This window comes from Staphylococcus lugdunensis (genome assembly GCF_001558775.1).
GTDB lineage: Bacteria > Bacillota > Bacilli > Staphylococcales > Staphylococcaceae > Staphylococcus > Staphylococcus lugdunensis.
This window is the reverse complement of sequence record NZ_CP014022.1, coordinates 88,330-111,278: the sequence shown is the minus strand read 5'-3', so window position 1 is coordinate 111,278 and position 22,949 is coordinate 88,330. Positions and strand designations below refer to the sequence as shown.

Sequence of the window (22,949 nt, the reverse complement as noted above, 5' to 3'; positions counted from 1 at the left end):
TAATTAATTAACTGCTATCTTTCTTCAATAGGGATATATTTTCGATCTTTCTCACCAATATATTTAGCTCGCGGTCTCATAATACGATTATCTCTATATTGTTCTAAAATATGAGCTGTCCATCCAGCTGTACGGCTGACAGCAAATATTGGCGTAAATAAATCATGTGGGATATCCATACTATGATAAACAGTAGCACTAAAGAAATCGACATTAGGAATAAGCCCTTTTTCTTCCTTCATTCGTTTTTCAATAGCAATTGAAATATCATATAATTCACTTCTTCCAGTTTCTGAAGTGATTTTTCGGCTCATTTCTCTGAGATATTTCGCACGTGGGTCGCCTTCTTTATATACACGATGGCCAAATCCCATTATTTTTTCCTTATTTGCAAATTTTTCATCTAAATAATCGTCAACCTGGTCTACAGACTTTACTTCAGATAACATGTTCATTACTCGTTCGTTCGCTCCACCATGCAAAGGCCCTTTTAAAGAACCAACGGCTGCTACAATACCAGAGTACATATCTGATAAAGAAGAAACTGCACAGCGAGCTGTAAATGCAGATGCATTTAATTCGTGATCCGCATGTAAAACTAACGCTTTATTAAACGCCTCAACTTCAATATCTGTAGGTAACTCTCCTCGTAGCATATATAAAAAATTCCCCGCATAATTTAATTCTGCTTTCGGTTTAAGCGGTTCTTTACCGTCTCTTACTCGAGCGAATGCTGTCACTAATGATGCTACTTTTGCTTGAATACGTATAGATCTTTCAAGAATTTTTTCTTCACTTTCTCCTTCAGCATTCGGATCAAAATGTGCAATGTATGAAACTGATGTACGTAAAGCTGTCATAGGATGAACATTATCAGTTACATATTCCTCAAAATGTTTATAAACTCGAGGATTTAATGTCATATAATAGTTTAATTTCTTCTTTAAATCTGCCAATTCCTCTTCAGTTGGTAAACGATAATTTTTTAATAAAAAGACGATTTCTTCAAATTCAGCATTTTCTGCTAAATCATCAATATCGTATCCTGCATAAGTTAATTGACTTCCAATAATTGAGCTGATTTTTGTTTCAGCTGCAATAACCCCTTCTAAACCCTTTTTTAATTCTGCCATATGAAATTCCCCTTTTCTTTTATAATGGCTTTCAACTAATATTATAGCTAATCAATTTTCATTTGTGAACGCTTATTCTTTATACATGTAAACGTGTAAAGATAATAGTTAACAAACTATTAATACTCTTATACCCCAAAATCAGCGCTGTTATAACAATTCTATACAAATTTATGTTGTTCATTAGTCTGATTTTATTGAATATTTCAATTTTTTATTATATTTGATAACAATTTGTTAACACGATTTTAAGGAAAATTTTATAAAATTTATGAAAAATAATTGTCGAATGAAGTTTATAAGTGCATAATAATAATATCTAAATGTAAGGGAGTTGTCTTATGGAGGATAAATTACAAAGAGAATTGAGTAACCGTCACGTGCAATTAATCGCCATTGGTGGTGCAATTGGTACTGGATTATTCTTAGGTGCCGGACAAACGATTGCAATGACAGGTCCATCCATCTTATTAACGTACATCCTCATTGGATTTATGTTATTCATGTTTATGAGAGGCTTAGGGGAAATTATTATTCAAAATACTGAATTTAAGTCTTTTGCTGATGTAACTAATAAATATATTGGACCTTTCGCTGGTTTCGTGACTGGTTGGACTTATTGGTTCTGTTGGATTATTACGGGGATGGCTGAAGTAACTGCGGTAGCAAAATACGTAAGTTTTTGGTTTCCGCAAATTCCAAACTGGGTCAGTGCACTTTTCTGTGTACTCATATTAATGACGTTCAATCTTTTGAGTGCAAGATTATTTGGTGAATTAGAATTTTGGTTTGCCATTATTAAAATTGCAACAATTGTCGGGTTAATTGTCGTTGGTCTAGTGATGATACTTATGGCTTACAAAACGCAATTTGGATCTGCTAGTTTTGCTAACTTATATCAAAACGGTATTTTTCCGAAAGGTGCATCTGGATTCTTTATGTCATTCCAAATGGCATTGTTCTCTTTCGTAGGTATCGAAATGATTGGTGTTACAGCCGGTGAAACAAAAGATCCACAAAAAACTATACCTAAAGCAATCAACTCTGTACCATTACGTATTTTAGTCTTTTACGTCGGTGCATTAGCAGTTATTATGTCAATTATACCTTGGGATAAAGTTAGTCCTGACGATAGTCCATTTGTTAGACTATTCGCGTTAATCGGTATACCATTCGCTGCAGGACTCATTAATTTTGTTGTTCTAACAGCTGCTGCGTCATCTTGTAATAGTGGTATTTTCTCAAATAGTCGTATGTTATTTGGACTTGCCGATCAACAACAAGCACCACCTATTTTTAGAAGTACTAATAAACAAGGTGTGCCACATATTGCTATTATTGGTTCATCTGTATTTTTATTAGTTGCAGCACTATTGAACTATATTTTCCCAGATGCAACTTTAGTATTCACGTATGTTACGACTATTTCAACTGTATTATTTCTTGTAGTTTGGGGACTTATTCTCTGGGCATATATCAATTATAGTAGAAGAAATCCAGAGCTACATAAACAGTCGACATATAAATTACCAGGCGGCAAATACATGGGATATATCATTCTATTATTCTTTGTTTTTGTTTTTGCATTGCTATTTGTAAATGTTGAAACAAGAAGAGCGATTTACTTTACGCCCGTTTGGTTTATTATTTTAGGACTTATGTATTATAGATATAAACAAATGGCGAAGAAAACTAAATAATAACCAAATATAAAGATTTGTAAATAAGTTATTTAACATTTAAAAACAACTTAAATGTTAATTTGCAGCTAGGATTCGGTTATTTAAATCTCAATTATTGACAGATTGGGATGTAAATCCCAAAATAAAAGCATAAAGATGATTGGAAATTAAAAATCATCTTTATGCTTTTTTAATATTCAATATTTCATATTATTATTTTGCTTGGTGAAATTTTTTTCGTATTTTTCTTTGTTGGGGACCACCCCACCTTGCTTTGCTTGATAAAATGTTTTTTGCATTTCTCTTTATTGGCACCCCGTCTTCAGCTTGTTAAAGACATTTATATCTCAGCCCGTTATTTCTTATACTATTTATCTCTATCATGCTCTATTTATTGTAAATCAAAACCACCCGTGTGAACGGGTGGTTTGTTCTGCGGCTATAAGCCTTTCATACTGGCCAGTCCTAAAAGGGCACTGATAAGTCAGCCAACTGCACTACTATTCCAGCAACCCTAAAGGGTTACTATTTTTTCTTTCTTTTTTTAATTTCTTCTCCTGTAAACGGATTTAGGTATTCTTCCATTGAGATTTGATCTGCAACGATATCCTCTTGTAATTGGTTTCGTATATAATTTTCAATTACTTTTTTGTTTCTACCTACAGTATCTACATAATATCCTTTGCACCAAAACTTTCTATTTCCATATCTATATTTCAAGTTGGCATGTCTATCAAATATCATTAAACTACTTTTTCCTTTTAAATAGCCAACAAATGATGATACACCTATTTTTGGCGGAATACTAACTAACATGTGAATATGATCTTTACATGCCTCTGCTTCAATTATCTCTACGCCTTTTCTTTCGCACAATTGACGCAAAATCATTCCAATATCTTTTTTTATTTTTCCATATATCACTTGTCTTCTGTATTTAGGAGCAAAGACGATATGATACTTACAATTCCATTTTGTATGTGCTAAACTGTTTGTGTCGGATGACATTAAATAGCATCTCCTCGTGTTGATTATTTTGGTTGGCTGACCAATATTAATTCTAGTACGAAGAGATGCATTTTTTGTGACAATGGTAGAACCTTTTCTGAACCATACGCATAGCGTATGGTTTTCTTTTTACAAAAAAGGAGCGGGACTGAATTCATCGTCCCGCCCCGGCAAGGTTGCTAGGATTGAAAAAAGCTTGGTATAAGCGTATTTTCAACCCAGTCAATTACTGCCAATATATAGTCCATAGTCTAAAATATAATTATATCCCAGACTCTATTACTATTTAATGTTTAAGTTATTAAAGTACGTTTGCATAGCCTTCAAAGATTTTTCCTTGTGCAGCATCAACTGTAATTAATATACCATCTTTAATTTCTTTAGTAGCATGTTCTACGCCAACAATCGTTGGAATGCCTTTTTCTAAACCAACAATAGCACTTGGAGAAGTAATACCGTTTTCTTCAGTGATTAAGCCAGCTGCTTTTTCAATGTATGGTACTAAAGTTTCATCAACTGAAGTAGTAATAATAATTGAATTGCTTAAGTCTTTTCCTTCTAAATCGCTGGCATCATCTGCAACAACAGATTGACCTACAACTGATTCACGGCCAACACCTTGACCTTTTGCAATTTCATCACCAACAAGATGTAACTTCATCATATTAGTTGTACCTTTTTCACCAGTTGGAACACCAGCAGTAATAATGATTAAATCCCCATTTGTTACGCGTCCTGTTTCAACAGCAGTTGCGACAGAGTTATTTAATAAATCATCAGTGGTTTTACGACCTTTTTTAATAACTGGATATGCACCCCAAACAAGTGCTAATTGGCGAGCTGTATGTGCACTTGGTGTAACAGCAATGATATCTGAATGTGGTCGATATTTAGAAATTGTTACTGCAGTCGAACCACTTTCAGTAGCTGCAACGATAGCTTTAACGTTTAAATTAAGAGCTGTATGTGCTACAGAAACCCCAATCGCGTTAACAAATGATGTTTCAACTAGTTTTGTACGATCTGATAATAATTTTTTGTAGTCTTGCGCAGCTTCAGCAGATACAGCAATATTTCTCATTGTTTTCACTGCTTCTTCTGGGTATAAACCAGCAGCTGTTTCACCTGATAACATTACGGCATCCGTTCCATCATAAATGGCATTAGCTACGTCACTTGCTTCAGCACGAGTTGCACGTGGATTACGTTGCATAGAGTCTAACATTTGCGTAGCAGTAATAACAGGTTTTCCTAATTTATTACATTTTCTAATTAAATCTTTTTGAACAATTGGTACAGATTCTGGTGGAATTTCAACACCCATGTCTCCACGTGCTACCATTAATCCGTCAGATACTTCTAATATTTCTTCAATATTGTCAATACCTTCTTGGTTTTCGATTTTAGGGAAGATTGTAATATTATGATTGTTTTCTCTTTCTAAAATTTCACGAATATCTAAAACATCGCTTGGACGTCGAACAAAACTTGCAGCGATATAATCGACATCTTCTTTAATTCCAAATAAAATATCATCTGCATCTTTATCTGTAATACCAGGTAAGTTTACTCTGACACCAGGGAGATTGACACCTTTTTTATTTTTTAATTCACCTGTATTTAAAATTTCACATCTAACTTCGCCGTTAGCTTTATCTATTTCCTTAACTTCAAGTTCAACTAAGCCATCGTCTAATAAAATGTATGAACCTACTTGAACATCATTAATTAAATTTTCATAAGTTACTGAAAATTTTTCTGGTGTTCCTTCTACTTGAGTCATACTCACAATAACTTCTTTGCCTTTTTCTAACATAATTAGGCCATCTTTCATGTCATGAGTACGAATTTCAGGACCCTTAGTATCAAGTAAGATTCCAATTGTTTTCCCAAGTTTTTTCGCTACTTTTCGAATCGTATCAATTCGTGCTTTATGTTCTTCATGACTGCCATGAGAAAAATTCAAACGGGCAACATTCATGCCAGCTTTCATTAATTTTTCTAACATTTCTTCTGATTCAGATGCAGGTCCTATTGTACATACTATTTTAGTCTTTCTCATTCTAATTGCCTCCTAAATTAAATAGATAGCTTTTTAGCTAGTTCATAAATATCATTGTTAAATTTATGATCTGAAATTTTGAAAATCTCATCGAATGGCGTAGCTGTAAGTTGGTTATGCGTAATACCTACGCCAAGACCAGATTTACCTTGAATTAACAAATCAACTGCATGACCGCCTAACCTTGATGCGAGTACTCGGTCAGTGCCTGAGGGACTTCCACCACGTTGAATGTGACCTAATACTGAAACACGTGTGTCAACGTTTATATATTTCATTAATTCATCCGCACATTCTTGGCCACTCATACAACCTTCAGCAACCATTACAATTGAATGTTTCTTACCACGTTTAATACCACTCTCTATTTTTTCGGCAACGTCTTTAATTTCTGTTTTAACTTCTGGCACCATAATCGTTTCGGCACCTACTGATAGACCAGCCCACAAAGCTAGATCTCCACAATCACGTCCCATTACTTCTACAATAAATGTTCGAGCATGGCTAGAAGCTGTATCCCTTATTTTATCGACACATTCAATGATTGTATTTAATGCTGTGTCAAAACCGATTGTAAAATCAGTACCATTAATATCGTTATCAATCGTACCTGGAACACCTATAGTTTGAATTTCAGGACATTCTTCGCTAATACGTTGTGCGCCTCGATAACTACCATCGCCACCAACGACAACCAGACCTTCAATCCCTCTCTTTCGAAGATTATCTATCCCAACTTTACGATGCTCTGCTTCTTTAAATTGAGGACATCTCGCTGAGTATAAAAATGTACCTCCACGTTGTATGGTATCCCCTACAGAGCCAAGTTCTAATTTATGGATATTATCATCTAGTAAACCTTGGTAACCTTGATAAATGCCATAAACCTCGATGTTGTTGTAAATCGCTGTACGAACAACTGCTCTTACTGCAGCGTTCATACCTGGTGAGTCACCACCGCTAGTTAATACTGCAATTTTTTTCATGACGACATACCTTTCTTAACTAGATTTCTCTTTAACTCTAAATTACCACACTTTTTGGGGTCATTCCATCAATATTATTAAGGTTTATTGATGTAAACGTTTTAATTGTTAAGTTTATATTAAAAGAGTGAAATGGTAACCATTTCACTCTTTTACACTTAATTAATCAACAAATGAACCAATATGTCTGAATTTATTGTATCGGTCTTCTGCTAATTGTTTTTTATTTAATTTTGACAATTCAGCAAGTTCGTTTTCAAATGCCGCTTTAATATGTTGTGCTTGAATCTCAATATCTCTATGTGCACCACCTAAAGGTTCTTCAATAACATTATCAATAATCTTTAATTGTAATAAATCATTAGCGGTAATTTTCATCGTTTCAGCTGCCATCTTAGCTAAACTACTATCTTTCCAAAGTAATGCTGCAGCGCCTTCTGGTGATATTACAGAATATGTACTATTTTCCAGCATTAAAATGCGATTGGCTACACCAATTCCTAGTGCACCACCGCTACCACCTTCACCTATAACAATAGCAATGACAGGGACTGATAATGATGCCATTTCGATTAAATTTTTCGCTATAGATTCACTTTGCCCACGTTCTTCTGCTGCCTTTCCTGGATAAGCACCTTTCGTATCAATAAATGTAAAGATAGGACGATTAAATTTCTCAGCCTGTTTCATTAATCGTAACGCTTTGCGATAACCTTCTGGGTGAGCCATTCCAAAATTACGATAAATATTATCTTTCGTATCTTTACCGCGTTGTTGACCAATCACAGTTACTGGCATTTCATTTAAGTACGCAATGCCTCCTACCATAGCAGGATCATCACGAAAGTTTCGATCACCGTGAAATTCTATAAATGCATCAAAGATATGTGGAATATAATCCAATAAAGTAGGTCTCTCTTGTAAACGAGCAATTTGAACTCGATCCCAAGGTTTCAAATTTGTATAAATCTTTTTAGTTTCTCTTTTTAATGAAGCCTCTAATAAATCAATTTCATCTTGTAAATCCACATCATTTTTTTGTTGAGATTCTTTTAATGATTCAATTTTGTTCTTTATATCATATAGTGGTTTTTCAAAGTCAAGCATCCTAATTCACCTCTTGATGCATTTTTAAGATTTGGGCTAATGTTTCTTTCATGTCTTTACGATGAACGACTTTATCAAGTTGTCCATGTTCTAATAAAAACTCAGCCGTTTGAAAATCTTCAGGTAATTTTTCATTAATTGTTTGTTCGATAACACGTCGTCCTGCAAATCCAATTAATGCTTTTGGCTCACTCAAGTTGATATCACCAACCGAAGCAAAACTTGCGGAAACCCCACCTGTTGTAGGATGAGTTAAATATGAAATATAGAGTAAACCTGCGTCAGAATGACGTTTTAATGATACGCTTGTTTTACCCATTTGCATTAAAGAAATAATGCCCTCTTGCATCCTTGCTCCACCACTTGCAGAGAATAAGATAAAAGGTAATCGATGTTCAGTACAATAATCAATAATGCGACATATTTTTTCACCTACTACCGATCCCATACTCCCCATACGAAACCTTGAATCCATTACAGCAATACCAAATGGTAGATTTTCTAATGTTGCAATGCCAGTGACAACTGCTTCCTGTAAATCTGTCTTTTGTTGATCTTTTTCAATTTTTTCTTCGTAACCTGGAAAATCTAAAGGATTTGCTGATGTCATGCCTTTATCAAATTCTTGAAAACTACCTTCATCAGAGACAGCTTCAATACGTTTATAAGCTGTCAAAGCAATGTGATGGTCACAATTGAAACAGACATTTAAATTTTCCGCTAGTTCTTTTGTATACATAATCTTTTTACATTTAGGACACTTGGTCATAATACCCGCTGGCACATCATTTTGCTTGGAATCCTGTACTGTTAAATATTTCTTTTTCTTACTACTTCTGTTAAAAAAATCTTTAAACATGCATAAACCTCCACGTCACTAAACATCTAAAGCACTATATTATATTTAAAGTTATCTGATATATCTTTAATATCTTATGTTTACTTGCTTATTGTATATCTGTTAGTTTCATCGTTTTATCATAAATTGCTTGTGGTTCAACTTCAATTCGAGCTACACCAGTTTCCATTGCAGCTCTTGCAACTTCTCTAGCAACAGATGGTGCTACACGCTTATCAAATGGATCAGGAATACAATAATCAGGTCTTAATTCATCTGGTTGAATAAGATTCGCAATTGCTTCTACTGCAGCTTTTTTCATTTCTTCATTTATATGCGTTGCTTCAACTTCTAATGCGCCACGGAATATTCCAGGAAAAGCAAGTACATTATTGATTTGATTTGGAAAATCCGACCGACCTGTACCAATAACCTTTGCTCCTGCTTCTTTGGCATCTTCCGGTTTAATCTCAGGATTGGGATTAGCCATAGCAAAAATTATGGCATCTTTAGACATTGATTGTACCATTTCCTTAGTTAATAAATCGGCAATTGATACACCTATAAAAACATCTGCCTCTTTAATAACATCTTGTAAGCTTCCTTCTATTTTATCTTTATTTGTAAATTTAGCAACAAATGATTTTGTTTCATTCATTCCATATGGTCGATCTTCATATATTGCACCTTTAGAATCACACATAATCATATGACGTACGCCATATGCATCCAATAATTTACAAATAGCAATGCCAGCTGCGCCAGCACCATTTAATACTATTTTAATATCAGATAGTGGCTTGTCTACAATTCTTAATGCATTTATAAGTCCAGCCAGAGTAACGATAGCAGTACCGTGTTGATCATCATGGAATACAGGTATATTGGTTTCTTTCTTTAAGCGCTCTTCAATTTCAAAACAACGTGGAGCTGATATATCTTCTAAATTAATGCCTCCATAGTTCGGTGAGATTAATTTGACTGTTTGGATTATTTCTTCAGTGTCAGTAGTATCTAAAGCAATTGGTACACCATTAATACCTGCAAAACTTTTAAATAGTACCGCTTTGCCTTCCATAACAGGAATGCTCGCAGCTGCTCCTATATTACCTAGTCCTAATACAGCTGTACCATCTGTAACCACTGCTACAGTATTTCTCTTAATAGTATAATCATAAACCGTTCTAGGATCTTCGTGTATTTCTTTACAAGGTTCAGCAACACCTGGAGAATAAGCTAAGCTTAATTCTTTTTTATTCGTTACTTTAACGTTGGGTGTAACTTGCAATTTACCTTGATTTTCTTTATGCATCTGTAAAGCGTCATCTCTTAAAGACATTACATCAACCCCTATTCATTTTTTGGATACTTATAATGAAGATGTTGAGACAAAACCACGATTAATCAAACACTCGACCTCTTCTTACGTATAGAAACAAATCATAATTCTAACCATCATTTTATGTATATAAAAATAGTAAACTCATGATTGTTTACATTTAATCATCAGTTTACTATATCATAATTTAATGTTTGTTAAAAGTTATATAATTCTTATGTCTTCTGGCTTATAGTTATCTATAAGCTGTTCGATTTTACCTTGTTCACGCTCAATGTAGCCAACATTTTGCATTTGTTTCGTAGTTTCATCAAAATAGTTCACATCAATACTTTTAAAAGATTTCTCAGTTTGTAACTGTTGTTTTAATCGTTGTTTATCATTGATATGGCGCAATACAATTTGCTTCGCATGGCTAATCTTGTGCTGCTGATAGTCTTCTAAGTAAGTAATTTGCTGAATAACTAATTGCTGCTTCTGATTACGTTGTTCAAACTTCCCACTGACAATATACATTTCATTTTCTTGTATCTGATTACCATATTGACGGTATTGCTCTGGAAAAATCACACCATCAATAACTTTAATACCATCATTTACAACAACAAAAGCCATTTGTTGGCCTTTCTTCGTCCTTATCTGTTTGATTTGATCGAACTGCACAAGAATAGGTTGATGATTAGCAGCATTAGCCAATGTATAAATTCCTAAGAACTGTTTGCGATGAAACATTTTTTCAACTGGATGTTTTGAAATATAAAACCCAAGATATTCTTTTTCATACGTGCTTAACTGTAAATCATTCAATTCTTCTCGTTCCTCAATCTCATCTTTAGGGGTCATACCCGCAATGTCAAAAATATCTAAACCAACATGTGTAATATCATCGACTGCTTCATCTATCATTTGAAGTGATGTTGCGCGATTGTGCCCCAGCGAATCAAATGCCCCAACTAAAATTAAAGACTCTAAAAGTTTACGTGTTTTTATACGTTTGGGTATGCGTTTAGAAAAATCTTTAAAACTTTTAAAATTTCCTTGTTCTTTTCTATTATTTACGATTGTTTTCACGCTTTGATAGCCTACACCTTTAATTGCACCTAAAGATAGGTAAATACCTTGTGGTGTTGCTTTATAAAACCAATGACTATGATTAATATGTGGTGGTAAAATTGCAATTCCCTGTATCTTTGCTTCTTCAATAATTGCCGCTGTTTTTTGCTCATTTCCTACAACATTACTTAAAATATTAGCGTAAAAGTAATGTGGATAGTGTACTTTTAAATACGACATGATATAAGCTATTTTAGAATAACTAACTGCATGCGCTCTAGGGAAACCATAATCAGCAAATTTTAAAATTAAATCAAAGATTTGTTTACTTATTTGTTCTTCATAGCCATTTCTTTGGGCGCCTTCAACAAAATGTTGTCGTTCATTTTCTAATACAGCACGATTTTTCTTGCTCATTGCACGTCTTAATATATCCGCTTCTCCATAACTGAAGCCAGCAAATCGACTAGCAATTTGCATAATCTGCTCTTGATAAATGATAACACCATATGTACTTTTTAAAATGGACTCTAAATCTGGATGTAAGTATGCTACCTTTGATGGTTCGTGACGTCGTGTAATATATGTGGGTATTTCTTCCATTGGACCCGGACGATATAAAGAAGTTACTGCAACAATATCTTCAAAGTGTTGCGGTTTCAAGCGCTGTAACACGTGACGGACGCCTTCTGATTCTAGTTGGAAAATACCTGTTGTTTCACCTTGTGATAACAGTGCAAATACTTTAGGATCATCGAAAGGTATTGCTTCAATATCGATTTCAACATTTAAATCATATTTAACTTGTGTCACTATTTGATGGATAATAGATAGATTACGCAATCCTAAAAAGTCAATTTTTAATAATCCTAAACGTTCTGCTTCTGTCATTGTCCATTGAGTCAATAATCCTGTATCACCTATTGTTAAAGGAACGAAATTAAATAAAGGTTGGTCGTTAATAATAATTCCTGCAGCATGTGTAGATGTATGACGCGGTAATCCTTCTAATTTCTTACATAGTTCAAACCATTTTTCATGTCGATAATTGCGATGAACAAAGTCTTTGAATTTATCATTGTCATAGGCTTGATTTAACGTAATACCTAATTGATGAGGAATAAGTTTTGATATTTCAGCAAGTGTAATTTCATCAAATCCCATAATTCGACCTACATCTCTTGCAACAGCCCTTGCCAATAGATGTCCAAAGGTAACAATTCCTGACACATGATATTCGCCATATTTTTGTTGCACATACTCAATGACGCGCTCACGTCTCGTGTCTTCAAAATCAATATCAATATCTGGCATCGTAACACGTTCAGGATTTAAAAATCGCTCAAACAGCAAATTATATTTTATAGGATCAATCGTTGTTATTCCCAATAAATAGCTAACTAATGATCCTGCAGAAGACCCACGGCCCGGTCCTACCATTACATCATGGGTTTTGGCATAATGAATTAAGTCACTAACAATTAGAAAATAGTCTTCAAATCCCATATTTGTAATGATTTTAAATTCATGATTCAGTCTGTCTATATAATTTTTTTGATTTAATTGTAATGTTTTTAAACGCTGCACAAGCTGTTTCCATAGGTATGCTTTAGAACTACTATTATCTGGTGTTTTAAATTGTGGCAACAATGATTGATGATATTGTATTTCTGCATTACACTTTTCAGCTAATGCTTGCGTTTGTGCCCACTCCTCTTGTGAAACTGTCAATTCGTCTAGCTCACTAGCTTCAAGGAAATGTTCATTTAAATTATCCATCTCATTAACTAAATCTAACTTTTCATTCAATTTAATAGCCTGAAGGGCGGCAATGGTATCTGCATCATTATCATTTAAATAACGTGCAGTTCGTAACCAGACTCGTGGCAATCCAAAATCATTTTTGCTATCACTATTTACATATATAAACTCATCATTTAAAAATTTTTCTAATATATGTTCGTGCTTTTGTTCTACTTGTTTAAAAACAATAGCAATGTTGCTTTGGTATTTAGTAATCCATTCAAATGGCACCAATGATTTATCTTTCATTTTGATAGCTGAAGATAACTGGTACATCGCTGTTAATCCTTCATTATTTAACGCATAAAGTACAGCTTCTACAGAAGATAATCCATCAGTAATATAGACAGTCATCCCAAAGATAGGTTTAATATTGGCAGACACACACGCGTCATAAAATTTTGGATAGCCATATAACACATTGGTATCAGTAATAGCTAATGCTGTATAACCTTGCTTTGAAGCTTTAGCCACAACATCTTCAATTTTTAAACTTGAATTCAACAAATCATATGACGTATGAATATTAAGATGTACAACCAATATTAACACTCCTTTCTTTTTAAACAGTTAGCTTTTGACGTAACAATCGTGCAAGTTGTTCAAATTCTTCCCAAGAATATACAGAGGCACCTGATGCATTGGGATGTCCACCACCATCAAATTGAGCGGCTACATCATTAATTGTGATACCTTTTGACCGTATTCGACAACGAATCTGTTCACCCTCATCGACTGCAAATACCCAAATTTTCAATCCTTTAATATCAGCTACTGTATTTACAAACTGTGATGCTTCATTCGGTTTAATATGATATTGCTCAAGTACATCATTTGTAATCTTGATCTGGCAAAATGCATCATCATCTTTAAGTTGGAAATTTTGTAAAACATAACCTTGAAACGGCATTAATTTCGGATCTTTCTCAGATAATTTATTCAACTCTGCATTATGATTAAATGGGAAAGTTAATAAAAAACTAGCTACTTTCATTGTATGAGGCGTTGTATTATTAAATAAGAAACGACCCGTATCACCAACAATACCTAAATACAATACCCGCGCTATTTTAGAAGACATTAAATAATTGTCATTAAAATGTGCAATCATATCATAAATAATCTCACTTGTAGACGAAGCTTTGTCGTTTACATAGTTGATGTCCCCATATTGATCTACTGGTGGATGGTGATCTATTTTAATCAAAGACTTACCTAAATTATATCGTAAATCATCAATTCTTGGTGCATTTGCTGTATCGCAAATAATGACAAGTGCATCTTGATAATCTCTATCTGAGATTGAATCTAAATCCCCTATAAATGACAATGATGGCTCAGCTTCTCCAGTAGCAAAAATGCGCTTATCAGGAAACTTAGCTTGCAAATAATACTTTAAGCCTAGTTGTGAACCATAAGCATCTGGATCTGGCCTTACATGACGGTGTATAATGATTGTCTTCGCACGTTCTATTTCATCCATAATTTGATTCCATATTTTTTCCATAATCCAACTCCCCTAATTAGATAATATCTTCAAACATTTGACACATTATCATACCTTTAGCAACTTTTTGATTATTACAATTCATCGCTACTTCAAGTTTTGCAAAATTCCGTCCAACATCTAATATATCGTATTTAACTTCAATTGAAGATTCGATTGTAACAGTTTTAATATATATAATATTTAAACTTTCAATCATCACATCGACTTTTTTATATTTTCTCATTTTATATTGCACTGTTTCTTCTATAATTGCTACAAAGACCGCTTTGCTTAATGTACCATATTGATTAGTTAGTAATGGTGATACTTCAACAGCAATTGACTCTGGAGTAACTGCAATATGTTTAGCAATTTGGTCGTTGATTGTCTCACCAATTTGTGGTTGCCGTCCTAATAATTGCATGGATTTCAAAACATCTTCTCTTGTGATAACACCTAATATTTTCTTGTTAGTTGTAGTTACTGGAAGTATTTCAATTCCTTCCCAAATCATCATATGTGCACAGCTCGCCACAGTCGTTGATAATTCAACATTTATAGGTGGTTTTGTCATCACACTTTGTATGACATCATCATGGTCCATATCGATGGTTTCTTTGCTCGTAATAATGCCTACTAGTTTCCAATTTTGATCCACAACAGGAAAACGACTATGGCCAGTAGTCTTTGCTTTTTCTTTATACTCTTTTAGACCCATGTGCGAAAAAATTACGGTCGTTTCATTAACTGGTTTAACAATATCTTCAACAATCAAAATTTCTTTACGAATAATTTGATTAAACATGGCCCTGTTAATAATATTTGCAACTAAAAATGTATCATAGTTTGACGATAAAATAGGTAATTGATGCTCATTAGCGTAATTTATTATTCTTTTTGACGTCTTAAAGCCACCGGTAATTAAAACAGCACATCCTCTTTTCAACGCTTCAAATTGTGCATCTTCTCTGTTTCCAACAATAAGTAGTGTCTGTTTACTAATATATTTTATCAAATCTCTAATTTCCATTGCACCAATCGCAAATTTTGACACTGTTTTGTGCAGTCCTTGTCTACCACCTATAACTTCGCCGTCAATCATCTTAACGATTTCGCTGAAAGTTAAGTTTTCAATTTCATCACGCTTCTTCTTTTCAACTCGAACTGTGCCTACACGATCTATCGTCGTCACTAAGCCAAGTTGTCCAGCATCCTTAATCGCTCGATAAGCCGTGCCTTCTGATACTTCTAACACTTTAGCAATTTTTCTGACCGAAATTCTTTGACCTACTGATAAGGCTTCGATATAAGCTAAAATTTGTTCATGTTTAGTCATTTTAATACCTCTACTATTTTTGGACATTGTTATATGTATTATAACTTTTTAAAGCTAAAAAATCGATTTAATATCACAAAAAATAAAGCCTTTTAATTAAAATGCTCACCTTATTCTTTAATTACATATTATTCATTACTTATAAAGTTATTTTATTTTGAATAAAGTTTATTTTTCACACAATTATTATTGGAAAACAAGCATAATTCTACTACAATAAGGGTGAGGAGGGATGTATCTATGTATAAAAATATTTTATTGGGTGTAGATATTCAACTTAAAAACGAAAAAGCATTAAAAGAAGTGTCCAAATTAGCTGGTAAAGATACTGTGGTTACTATTTTAAACGCTATTGGAGAACAAGATGCTCAAGCATCTATAAGAGCTGGTGTTCATCTTGATAAGCTATGCGAAGATCGTGACAAAGGTCTTGCAAAAACAAGAAAAATACTTGATGACTACGGTATTAAATATGACCAAATTATTGTGCGTGGCAGTGCAAAAGAAGAATTACTTAAACACGCAAATAGTGGCAAATACGATATCGTTGTTTTAAGTAACCGCAAAGCTGAAGAACAAAAGAAATTTGTTCTCGGTAGTGTCAGTCATAAGGTAGCTAAGCGCGCACACATCCCTGTATTAATCGTTAAATAGTTTCAATTCTGTATGAATATTAAAAAGGACTCAGTTATCACTAAGGTTTCTGAGTCCTTAAACTTTTACACTAATTCTATCTTAAAACTTAACCGCTTCACCTGGTTCAAGTATTTGTACATCACCATATGTTACAGCTTCTTTAAATTCTTGTGGATTTTGTTCAATTAATGGGAATGTATTGTAGTGTATTGGTACAGAAATTTTGGGTTGAATAAATTCATTAATCGCATAGCTTGCATCATCAATCCCCATTGTGTAATTATCACCTATTGGAATGAAGCAAACATCTACAGGATGACGTTGTGCAATCAACTTCATATCGCTGAATAGACCTGTATCTCCTGTATGATAAATTGTCTTACCTTCTATTTCAATAATTACACCCATCGGCATACCCAAGTAGATTGGAATTCCGTCCTCATTTGTTAGGCTTGAACTATGGAAGGCTTGGACATATTTCACAGTTCCAAATTCGAATTCTGCCTTTCCTCCAATATTCATACCGCGAACATTTTCTACACCTTTGTTTGTAGTTAAATAACCCTCTAATTCTGCTGAACCAATCACCGTAGCATGATTACGATTTGCTAATTCAACCGTATCACCAAAATGATCTTCGTGTGCATGAGTTAATATAATATAATCAACCTCTAACGTTTGTTCATCTAAGTCACACTTGTCATTACCTGAAATAAAAGGATCGATAATAACTTTTTTACCGTTGCTCTCAAAATAAACTGTTGATTGTCCGTGAAATGAAAGTTTCATCATATTTCCTCCTTAAAACTTCTGTAATTTAGTTATACCCTACATATTACAATTTTAACAATAAATTATAAGTTAAAGATAGGATTCATTAATGAGTATATTTTGAAAAATAACCTAAATAGCCGTATTATGGATTTAAGATGATTTAGGAGGTAAACACATGACAAACACAGATACAATCATTGAAACGTTAAAGGATCAGCAAGCTGACGCTGCATGGATTACAACACCACTTAATATCTTTTATTTTACTGGTTATCGTAGTGAACCACATGAACGATTATTTGCTCTGCTAATTAAAAAAAATGGAGAACAAATATTATACTGTCCTAAAATGGAAGTTGAAGAAGTAAAAGCATCTCCCTTTGAAGGTAAAATCATTGGCTATCTAGATACTGAAAATCCATTTAATTTAGTGACACAAACATTTAATAAAATGTTGATAGAAAGTGAGCATTTAACTGTTAAACGACAACGTGAATTGGCACAAGGCTTTAACGTAAAATCATTTGATGACATTGATTTTACTATTAAACAGTTAAGAAATATTAAATCAGCTTCTGAAATTGAAAACATCAAAAAAGCGGCCCAACTCGCTGATAAATGTATAGAAATTGGTGTTTCTTTCTTAAGAGTTGGTGTAAAAGAACGCGATGTTGTAAATCATATTGAAAATGAAATTAAAAAATATGGTGTTTCTGAAATGAGTTTTGATACCATGGTATTATTTGGAGACCATGCTGCATCACCTCATGGCACACCAGGAGATCGTGAGTTACAAGACAATGAATATGTCCTCTTTGATTTAGGTGTAATCGTTAACCACTATTGCAGTGATATGACTCGAACTGTGAAATTCGGTACACCTGAAAATCAAGCACAGGAAATATATGATATTGTATTAAAAGCAGAAACAACTGCAATTAAAGCTATTAAGCCAGGTGTAAAGCTTAAAGCAATTGATAAAATAGCACGAGATATTATTTCTGAGGCAGGTTATGGAGAATATTTCCCACATCGTTTGGGACATGGACTTGGATTAGAAGAGCATGAATATCAAGATGTTTCTAGTACAAATGAAAACGTATTAGAAGCTGGAATGGTCATAACAATTGAGCCTGGCATTTATGTACCTAACGTAGCAGGAGTGAGAATTGAAGACGATATTCTAGTTACTGAAAATGGTTATGAAATACTTACGCGTTATGATAAATAAAATATTGCTATACTAAAACGTCCGGATAACTTTAATCCGGACGTTTTTCACCTCAATTATTTTTCTTTAAGCGCATCTTCAACTGAAAGGTATTCTAAATTAAATGCTTCAGCAACACCTTTATTTGTAACATGACCTTTATACGTATTTAAACCTTGAGACAATGGATGGTTAGCTTTAAATGCTTCTTTATACCCCTTATTAGCTAGTAATTGTGCGTATGGTAGTGTTGCATTATTCAATGCAATCGTAGATGTGCGTGGTACTGCTCCAGGCATATTCGCAACTGCATAGTGCACCACGCCATGTTTAATATACGTAGGATCATCATGTGTCGTAATTTTATCTGTCGTTTCGAAGATACCACCTTGGTCTATGGCAATATCAACTACGACCGCGCCATCTTTCATTTGTTTAATCATATCTTCTGTAACAAGATTTGGTGCTTTAGCTCCTGGAATAAGTACTGCACCAATAACTAAGTCACTTTCTTTCACTGCATTTTCAATATTAAGTGGGTTTGACATAATAGTATGAATACGACCATCAAATAAATCATCAAGTTCCTGTAATCGCTTAGGATTTACATCTAAAATTGTTACATCTGCACCTAAACCAAGTGCAATCTTAGCAGCATTTGTACCAGCTTGTCCTCCACCAATGATTGATACACGTGCTTTAGGTACCCCTGGAACACCACCTAGCAAGATGCCCATTCCGCCTTTAACTTTTTGTAAAAATTCTGCACCAATTTGAGCTGACATTCGACCTGCAACTTCACTCATTGGTGTAAGCAATGGTAATGAACGATCTGGTAATTGCACTGTTTCATATGCTATCCCAACCACTTTATTATCGATAAGTGCCTGTGTTAATTTTTCTTCATTAGCCAGATGTAAGTAAGTAAATAAAATAAGACCTTCTTTAAAATATTGATATTCTGATTCCAATGGTTCTTTTACTTTGATAACCATTTCAACATCCCAAACATCAGATGCATCATTTATAATTTTGGCACCTGCTTGTTCATAATCAATATCTTCAAAAAATGAGCCCATACCAGCGTTAGTTTCAACAAGAACTTCATGCCCTTGCTCAACTAAAGCATGCACACCGCTGGGTGATAAGCCCACTCTGTTTTCATTGTTTTTTATTTCTTTTGGAATCCCTATTTTCATTCCTTCCACCTCCATCCATATCGTAACGCTATCACTATGAAAGCGCAATCAAAATATACACAAAATTGTAAAACTATATTAATTTAATATTCTGTAAATTGTGGTAAAATAAAATTAAGAAAAGCGAAAGGGGCAACCGCAATGTTAACTTATAAAAATATTCTAATCGCAGTAGATGGATCACATGAAGCTGAATGGGCTTTTAACAAAGCTGTAGATGTTGCAAAACGTAATGAGGCTAAATTAACGATTGTTAACATCATTGATTCAAGAACGTATTCTTCATATGAAGTGTATGATGCTCAGTTTACTGAGAAATCTAAAAACTTCTCAGAGGATTTACTGAGAGGCTATAAAGAAGTTGCTACAAAAGCAGGTGTTCCAACAGTTGAAACGCGTTTGGAATTCGGTTCACCAAAAGCTATTATTCCAAAAAAACTAGCATCTGAATTACATGCAGATTTAATTATGTGCGGTACATCAGGTCTTAATGCAGTTGAACGATTTATCGTTGGCTCTGTTTCAGAAGCTATTGTACGTCATGCACCATGTGACGTATTAGTGGTTCGTACTGAAGAAATCCCAGAAGATTTCCAACCACAAGTGGCTACAGCAGAACTTCGTAAGCAATATCAAGCGTAATTAAATCACTTTTATTTATATTATATTGACGAGGCAAAGACATAAATGTCTTTGCCCTTTTTTGTTACTATATTAAACGATACTAAGACATAGCTAAGTGCTTTTAAGTTCGAATTCCATAGGCGACATACTCACATGAGAAAACAGAACAAGGAGTCCAAAGCACAGTAAAGCTGGTTAAACCTTTTTTAGCAAAGCAAGTTGGGTAGCTGAAGTTCTCACCTATGTATGAGAAACAACAATTCACAATATTGAGTATAAAAGAAACACAAAGCTAATTTATGTCAAACCTGTAATACACCCTTATAATTAAAGGAGACGTCCCTATTTCAGAAACGTCTCCTTTTTAACTTTAAATTATTATAAATCGCCAAATTTAACTGTGTCTCTTGCAATCATAACTTCTTCATTTGTTGGAATAACTAAGACTTTTACTGGTGAATGTGGGTAATTGATAAAGGCTTCTTTACCACGTAATCCTTCATTCTTCTTAGGATCCCAATATACGCCCATAAATTCTAAGCCCTCAAGAACTTTTGCACGAACAACATCAGAGTTTTCTCCAACACCAGCTGTGAATACAATGACATCAACCCCATGCATTCTTGTAGCGTACGAACCAATGTATTTATGAATTCTCTCTGCAAAGACATCTAAAGCAATTTGTGCACGTTTATTACCTTCTTGAGCATCTCCTTCAAGGTCACGCAAGTCACTTGAAGTACCAGAAATACCTAATAAACCAGATTCTTTATTCAATACATTTAGAACTTCTTCAGCTGATTTATTTGTTTTTTCCATAATAAAAGGAATAAGTGCTGGGTCAATATTTCCTGAACGTGTACCCATAGTCACACCAGCTAAAGGTGTGAAGCCCATAGAAGTATCAATAGATTCTCCACCATCAATAGCTGCAATTGAGGCACCATTACCAATATGACATGTAATAATACGTAATTCTTCAATTGGTTTACCTAATAACTCTGCAGCACGTTGTGAGACATACTTATGACTCGTACCATGGAAACCATATTTACGAATGCCATAATCTTCGTAATATTGATAAGGTAAGCTATATAAATAAGCTTGTTCTGGCATTGTTTGATGGAATGAAGTATCAAATACTGCCACATGTGGAATATTAGGTAATAATTTTTTAAATGCTCTAATTCCCATCAAATTAGCTGGGTTGTGAAGCGGTGCTAATTCAGATAATGATTCAATTTGTTTCTCTACTTCATCAGTTACAAGAGCTGATGTTGGGAACAATTCACCACCATGAACAACACGGTGACCAGTTCCTTCAATATCATTGATATTTTCGATGAAGCCATGTTTTTCAAAACTATCTAACATGATATTAACTGCTTCTTCATGATCTTTAATATCTCTTACTTCTTTTACTTTTTCATCATTTACTTCTACAGTAAAAATTGAATCCTTTAATCCAATACGTTCAATTAAACCTTTTGTTACTAATTTTTCTTCAGGCATTCTAATCAATTGAAATTTCAAAGAAGAACTACCAGCGTTAATCGCCAAAATTAATTTCGACATTTGTCCTTGGCCTCCATTTTTTATAATAGTATCCTATACTATTTAACCATTAATACAGTAGTAATTCAAGAGTAATACAGTTTAATTTTCTGGATGATTTGTTACTAACCAATCATTCAATTCAGCAATAAATGATTGAAATTGATGTGGATTCTTAAAATCAGGTATATTAGCCAATAAAACTTCAACCGATTTAGTCACATGTGGTTTTTTCTTTTGTAAAATTAAAATAGATTTGCGCGCATGTTCACTTTTAAACAGTGTTTTAGGTAAGTTTAAAAATGCTTGCATTTCTGTTTCTGTAGCAATAAAATTCTGCAGCTGTTGTACCCTATCCCCTTCAAATATAGAGCTAGGTACTACTAAAAATGCATAACCACCTTGACGTAAAGCTGTTACACTCTGTTCAATCAATAAATGATGCGAAAAACTATGTCCTTCTTTAAATCCTAAAACCATATCTTTACTCCGTTCGTCAACAGGATAATATCCAATAGGAAAATCTCCAATCACAACGTCGGCTTCTTCTAAAGGTAGTGGCATGATAGCATCTTGAGGATATACATCAAAAGGTATTTCTAAAAAGTTCGCTAAATGGACACTTACTCTTGATAACACGGGATCAACTTCAATAAGATGATGCATGAGCATCGATTCTTTCAATACTTCATTTACTGTTGCGCTTAAATGGCCAGCACCACTTGCCATATCAACAACATGTAATTCTTGCGATTTTGCCATAAACTTTTGAACTAAAAATCCCAAAATCAATCCTATTGAGTCAGGGGTGATTTGATGATTGGCCTGTATTGTTTCTTCCTGTAATAAACTTAAATAGGCAAATTGAAAGGCTTTACGACGATCTTGTAATGTAGCTTGTTCAAGTAAATCTCGACGCTGTTGATACACATATTCCATCGCTAATCCTAGATTTTCGATAAAGCTTTGTCCATTTTCTTTATTCAAGCTCTTAGCCTTTTCATCAAGCGTTTTAAATAACGTTTCCATGATGGTTTCTTGTTCTTGCATGATAACGAGACTTCCTTTCTCATAAAAAATGTCCACATTATTTCTTGAGAAGTCAATATCTTTATG

Annotated in this window: 18 protein-coding genes; 4 read left to right on the top strand and 14 right to left on the bottom strand. The window is 33.9% G+C overall.

The window, feature by feature from the left end:
* Positions 1-14: 14 nt before the first annotated feature.
* On the bottom strand, positions 15-1,133 hold the full coding sequence (locus AL499_RS00550) for a citrate synthase (protein ID WP_002458878.1): 1,119 nt from the start codon (positions 1,131-1,133) through the stop codon (positions 15-17).
* A gap of 341 nt (positions 1,134-1,474) precedes the next feature.
* Here AL499_RS00550 and AL499_RS00545 point away from each other — a divergent pair, with 341 nt between their 5' ends.
* Positions 1,475-2,833, top strand: a complete 1,359-nt coding sequence (locus tag AL499_RS00545; RefSeq protein ID WP_002458877.1) for an amino acid permease — start codon at positions 1,475-1,477, stop codon at positions 2,831-2,833.
* Between the two features lie 507 nt (positions 2,834-3,340).
* Here AL499_RS00545 and tnpA read toward each other — a convergent pair.
* The 9 genes from tnpA to AL499_RS00500 form a co-directional block, all read right to left on the bottom strand.
* Positions 3,341-3,823 (bottom strand): IS200/IS605 family transposase, encoded by a 483-nt coding sequence (gene tnpA / locus AL499_RS00540; RefSeq protein WP_062248820.1) that lies wholly within the window; start codon positions 3,821-3,823, stop codon positions 3,341-3,343.
* 301 nt (positions 3,824-4,124) lie between these two features.
* Entirely contained in the window at positions 4,125-5,885 is a 1,761-nt protein-coding gene (gene pyk, locus AL499_RS00535) for a pyruvate kinase (protein ID WP_002478049.1), read from the bottom strand.
* A 17-nt stretch (positions 5,886-5,902) separates the two neighbouring features.
* The gene (gene pfkA / locus AL499_RS00530; protein ID WP_002458875.1) at positions 5,903-6,871 is read right to left on the bottom strand and encodes a 6-phosphofructokinase; all 969 of its coding nucleotides are present in this window, start codon (positions 6,869-6,871) and stop codon (positions 5,903-5,905) included.
* 162 nt (positions 6,872-7,033) lie between these two features.
* Positions 7,034-7,978, bottom strand: coding sequence for an acetyl-CoA carboxylase carboxyltransferase subunit alpha (locus AL499_RS00525; RefSeq protein ID WP_002492588.1), 945 nt, complete (start codon positions 7,976-7,978; stop codon positions 7,034-7,036).
* A gap of 1 nt (position 7,979) precedes the next feature.
* Positions 7,980-8,837, bottom strand: coding sequence for an acetyl-CoA carboxylase, carboxyltransferase subunit beta (gene accD / locus AL499_RS00520; RefSeq protein WP_002458873.1), 858 nt, complete (start codon positions 8,835-8,837; stop codon positions 7,980-7,982).
* Positions 8,838-8,925: 88 nt separating this feature from the next.
* A complete protein-coding gene (ystJ, locus tag AL499_RS00515; protein WP_002458872.1) occupies positions 8,926-10,155 on the bottom strand; it encodes an NADP-dependent malic enzyme in 1,230 nt (409 codons plus the stop codon).
* A 204-nt stretch (positions 10,156-10,359) separates the two neighbouring features.
* Positions 10,360-13,554 (bottom strand): DNA polymerase III subunit alpha, encoded by a 3,195-nt coding sequence (locus AL499_RS00510; protein ID WP_037540548.1) that lies wholly within the window; start codon positions 13,552-13,554, stop codon positions 10,360-10,362.
* Between the two features lie 19 nt (positions 13,555-13,573).
* Complete coding sequence (locus AL499_RS00505) at positions 13,574-14,518, bottom strand: DHH family phosphoesterase (RefSeq protein ID WP_002492619.1); 945 nt, start codon at positions 14,516-14,518, stop codon at positions 13,574-13,576.
* A gap of 16 nt (positions 14,519-14,534) precedes the next feature.
* A complete protein-coding gene (locus AL499_RS00500; RefSeq protein ID WP_002478044.1) occupies positions 14,535-15,836 on the bottom strand; it encodes a DRTGG domain-containing protein in 1,302 nt (433 codons plus the stop codon).
* A gap of 240 nt (positions 15,837-16,076) precedes the next feature.
* Between AL499_RS00500 and AL499_RS00495 the strand changes: the two genes are divergently transcribed.
* Positions 16,077-16,490, top strand: a complete 414-nt coding sequence (locus tag AL499_RS00495) for a universal stress protein (RefSeq protein ID WP_002478043.1) — start codon at positions 16,077-16,079, stop codon at positions 16,488-16,490.
* A gap of 81 nt (positions 16,491-16,571) precedes the next feature.
* On the opposite strand, the gene AL499_RS00490 is transcribed toward AL499_RS00495, so the two are convergent.
* Positions 16,572-17,261: a metal-dependent hydrolase gene (locus AL499_RS00490; RefSeq protein WP_037540550.1), complete on the bottom strand. Its 690-nt coding sequence runs from the start codon at positions 17,259-17,261 to the stop codon at positions 16,572-16,574.
* A gap of 160 nt (positions 17,262-17,421) precedes the next feature.
* On the opposite strand from AL499_RS00490, the gene AL499_RS00485 reads away from it, so the two are divergent.
* On the top strand, positions 17,422-18,477 hold the full coding sequence (locus tag AL499_RS00485) for a M24 family metallopeptidase (RefSeq protein WP_002492622.1): 1,056 nt from the start codon (positions 17,422-17,424) through the stop codon (positions 18,475-18,477).
* A 56-nt stretch (positions 18,478-18,533) separates the two neighbouring features.
* Here AL499_RS00485 and ald read toward each other — a convergent pair whose 3' ends face one another.
* Entirely contained in the window at positions 18,534-19,655 is a 1,122-nt protein-coding gene (gene ald / locus AL499_RS00480) for an alanine dehydrogenase (RefSeq protein WP_002492608.1), read from the bottom strand.
* Positions 19,656-19,796: 141 nt separating this feature from the next.
* Here ald and AL499_RS00475 point away from each other — a divergent pair, with 141 nt between their 5' ends.
* A complete protein-coding gene (locus AL499_RS00475; protein ID WP_002458864.1) occupies positions 19,797-20,297 on the top strand; it encodes a universal stress protein in 501 nt (166 codons plus the stop codon).
* Between the two features lie 360 nt (positions 20,298-20,657).
* Here AL499_RS00475 and AL499_RS00470 read toward each other — a convergent pair whose 3' ends face one another.
* Positions 20,658-21,854 carry an acetate kinase gene (locus tag AL499_RS00470; RefSeq protein WP_002458863.1) on the bottom strand — a complete coding sequence of 399 codons (1,197 nt, stop codon included), beginning with the start codon at positions 21,852-21,854 and terminating at the stop codon, positions 20,658-20,660.
* Positions 21,855-21,935: 81 nt separating this feature from the next.
* Positions 21,936-22,883 (bottom strand): class I SAM-dependent methyltransferase, encoded by a 948-nt coding sequence (locus AL499_RS00465; RefSeq protein WP_037540552.1) that lies wholly within the window; start codon positions 22,881-22,883, stop codon positions 21,936-21,938.
* Between the last annotated feature and the right edge of the window lie 66 nt (positions 22,884-22,949).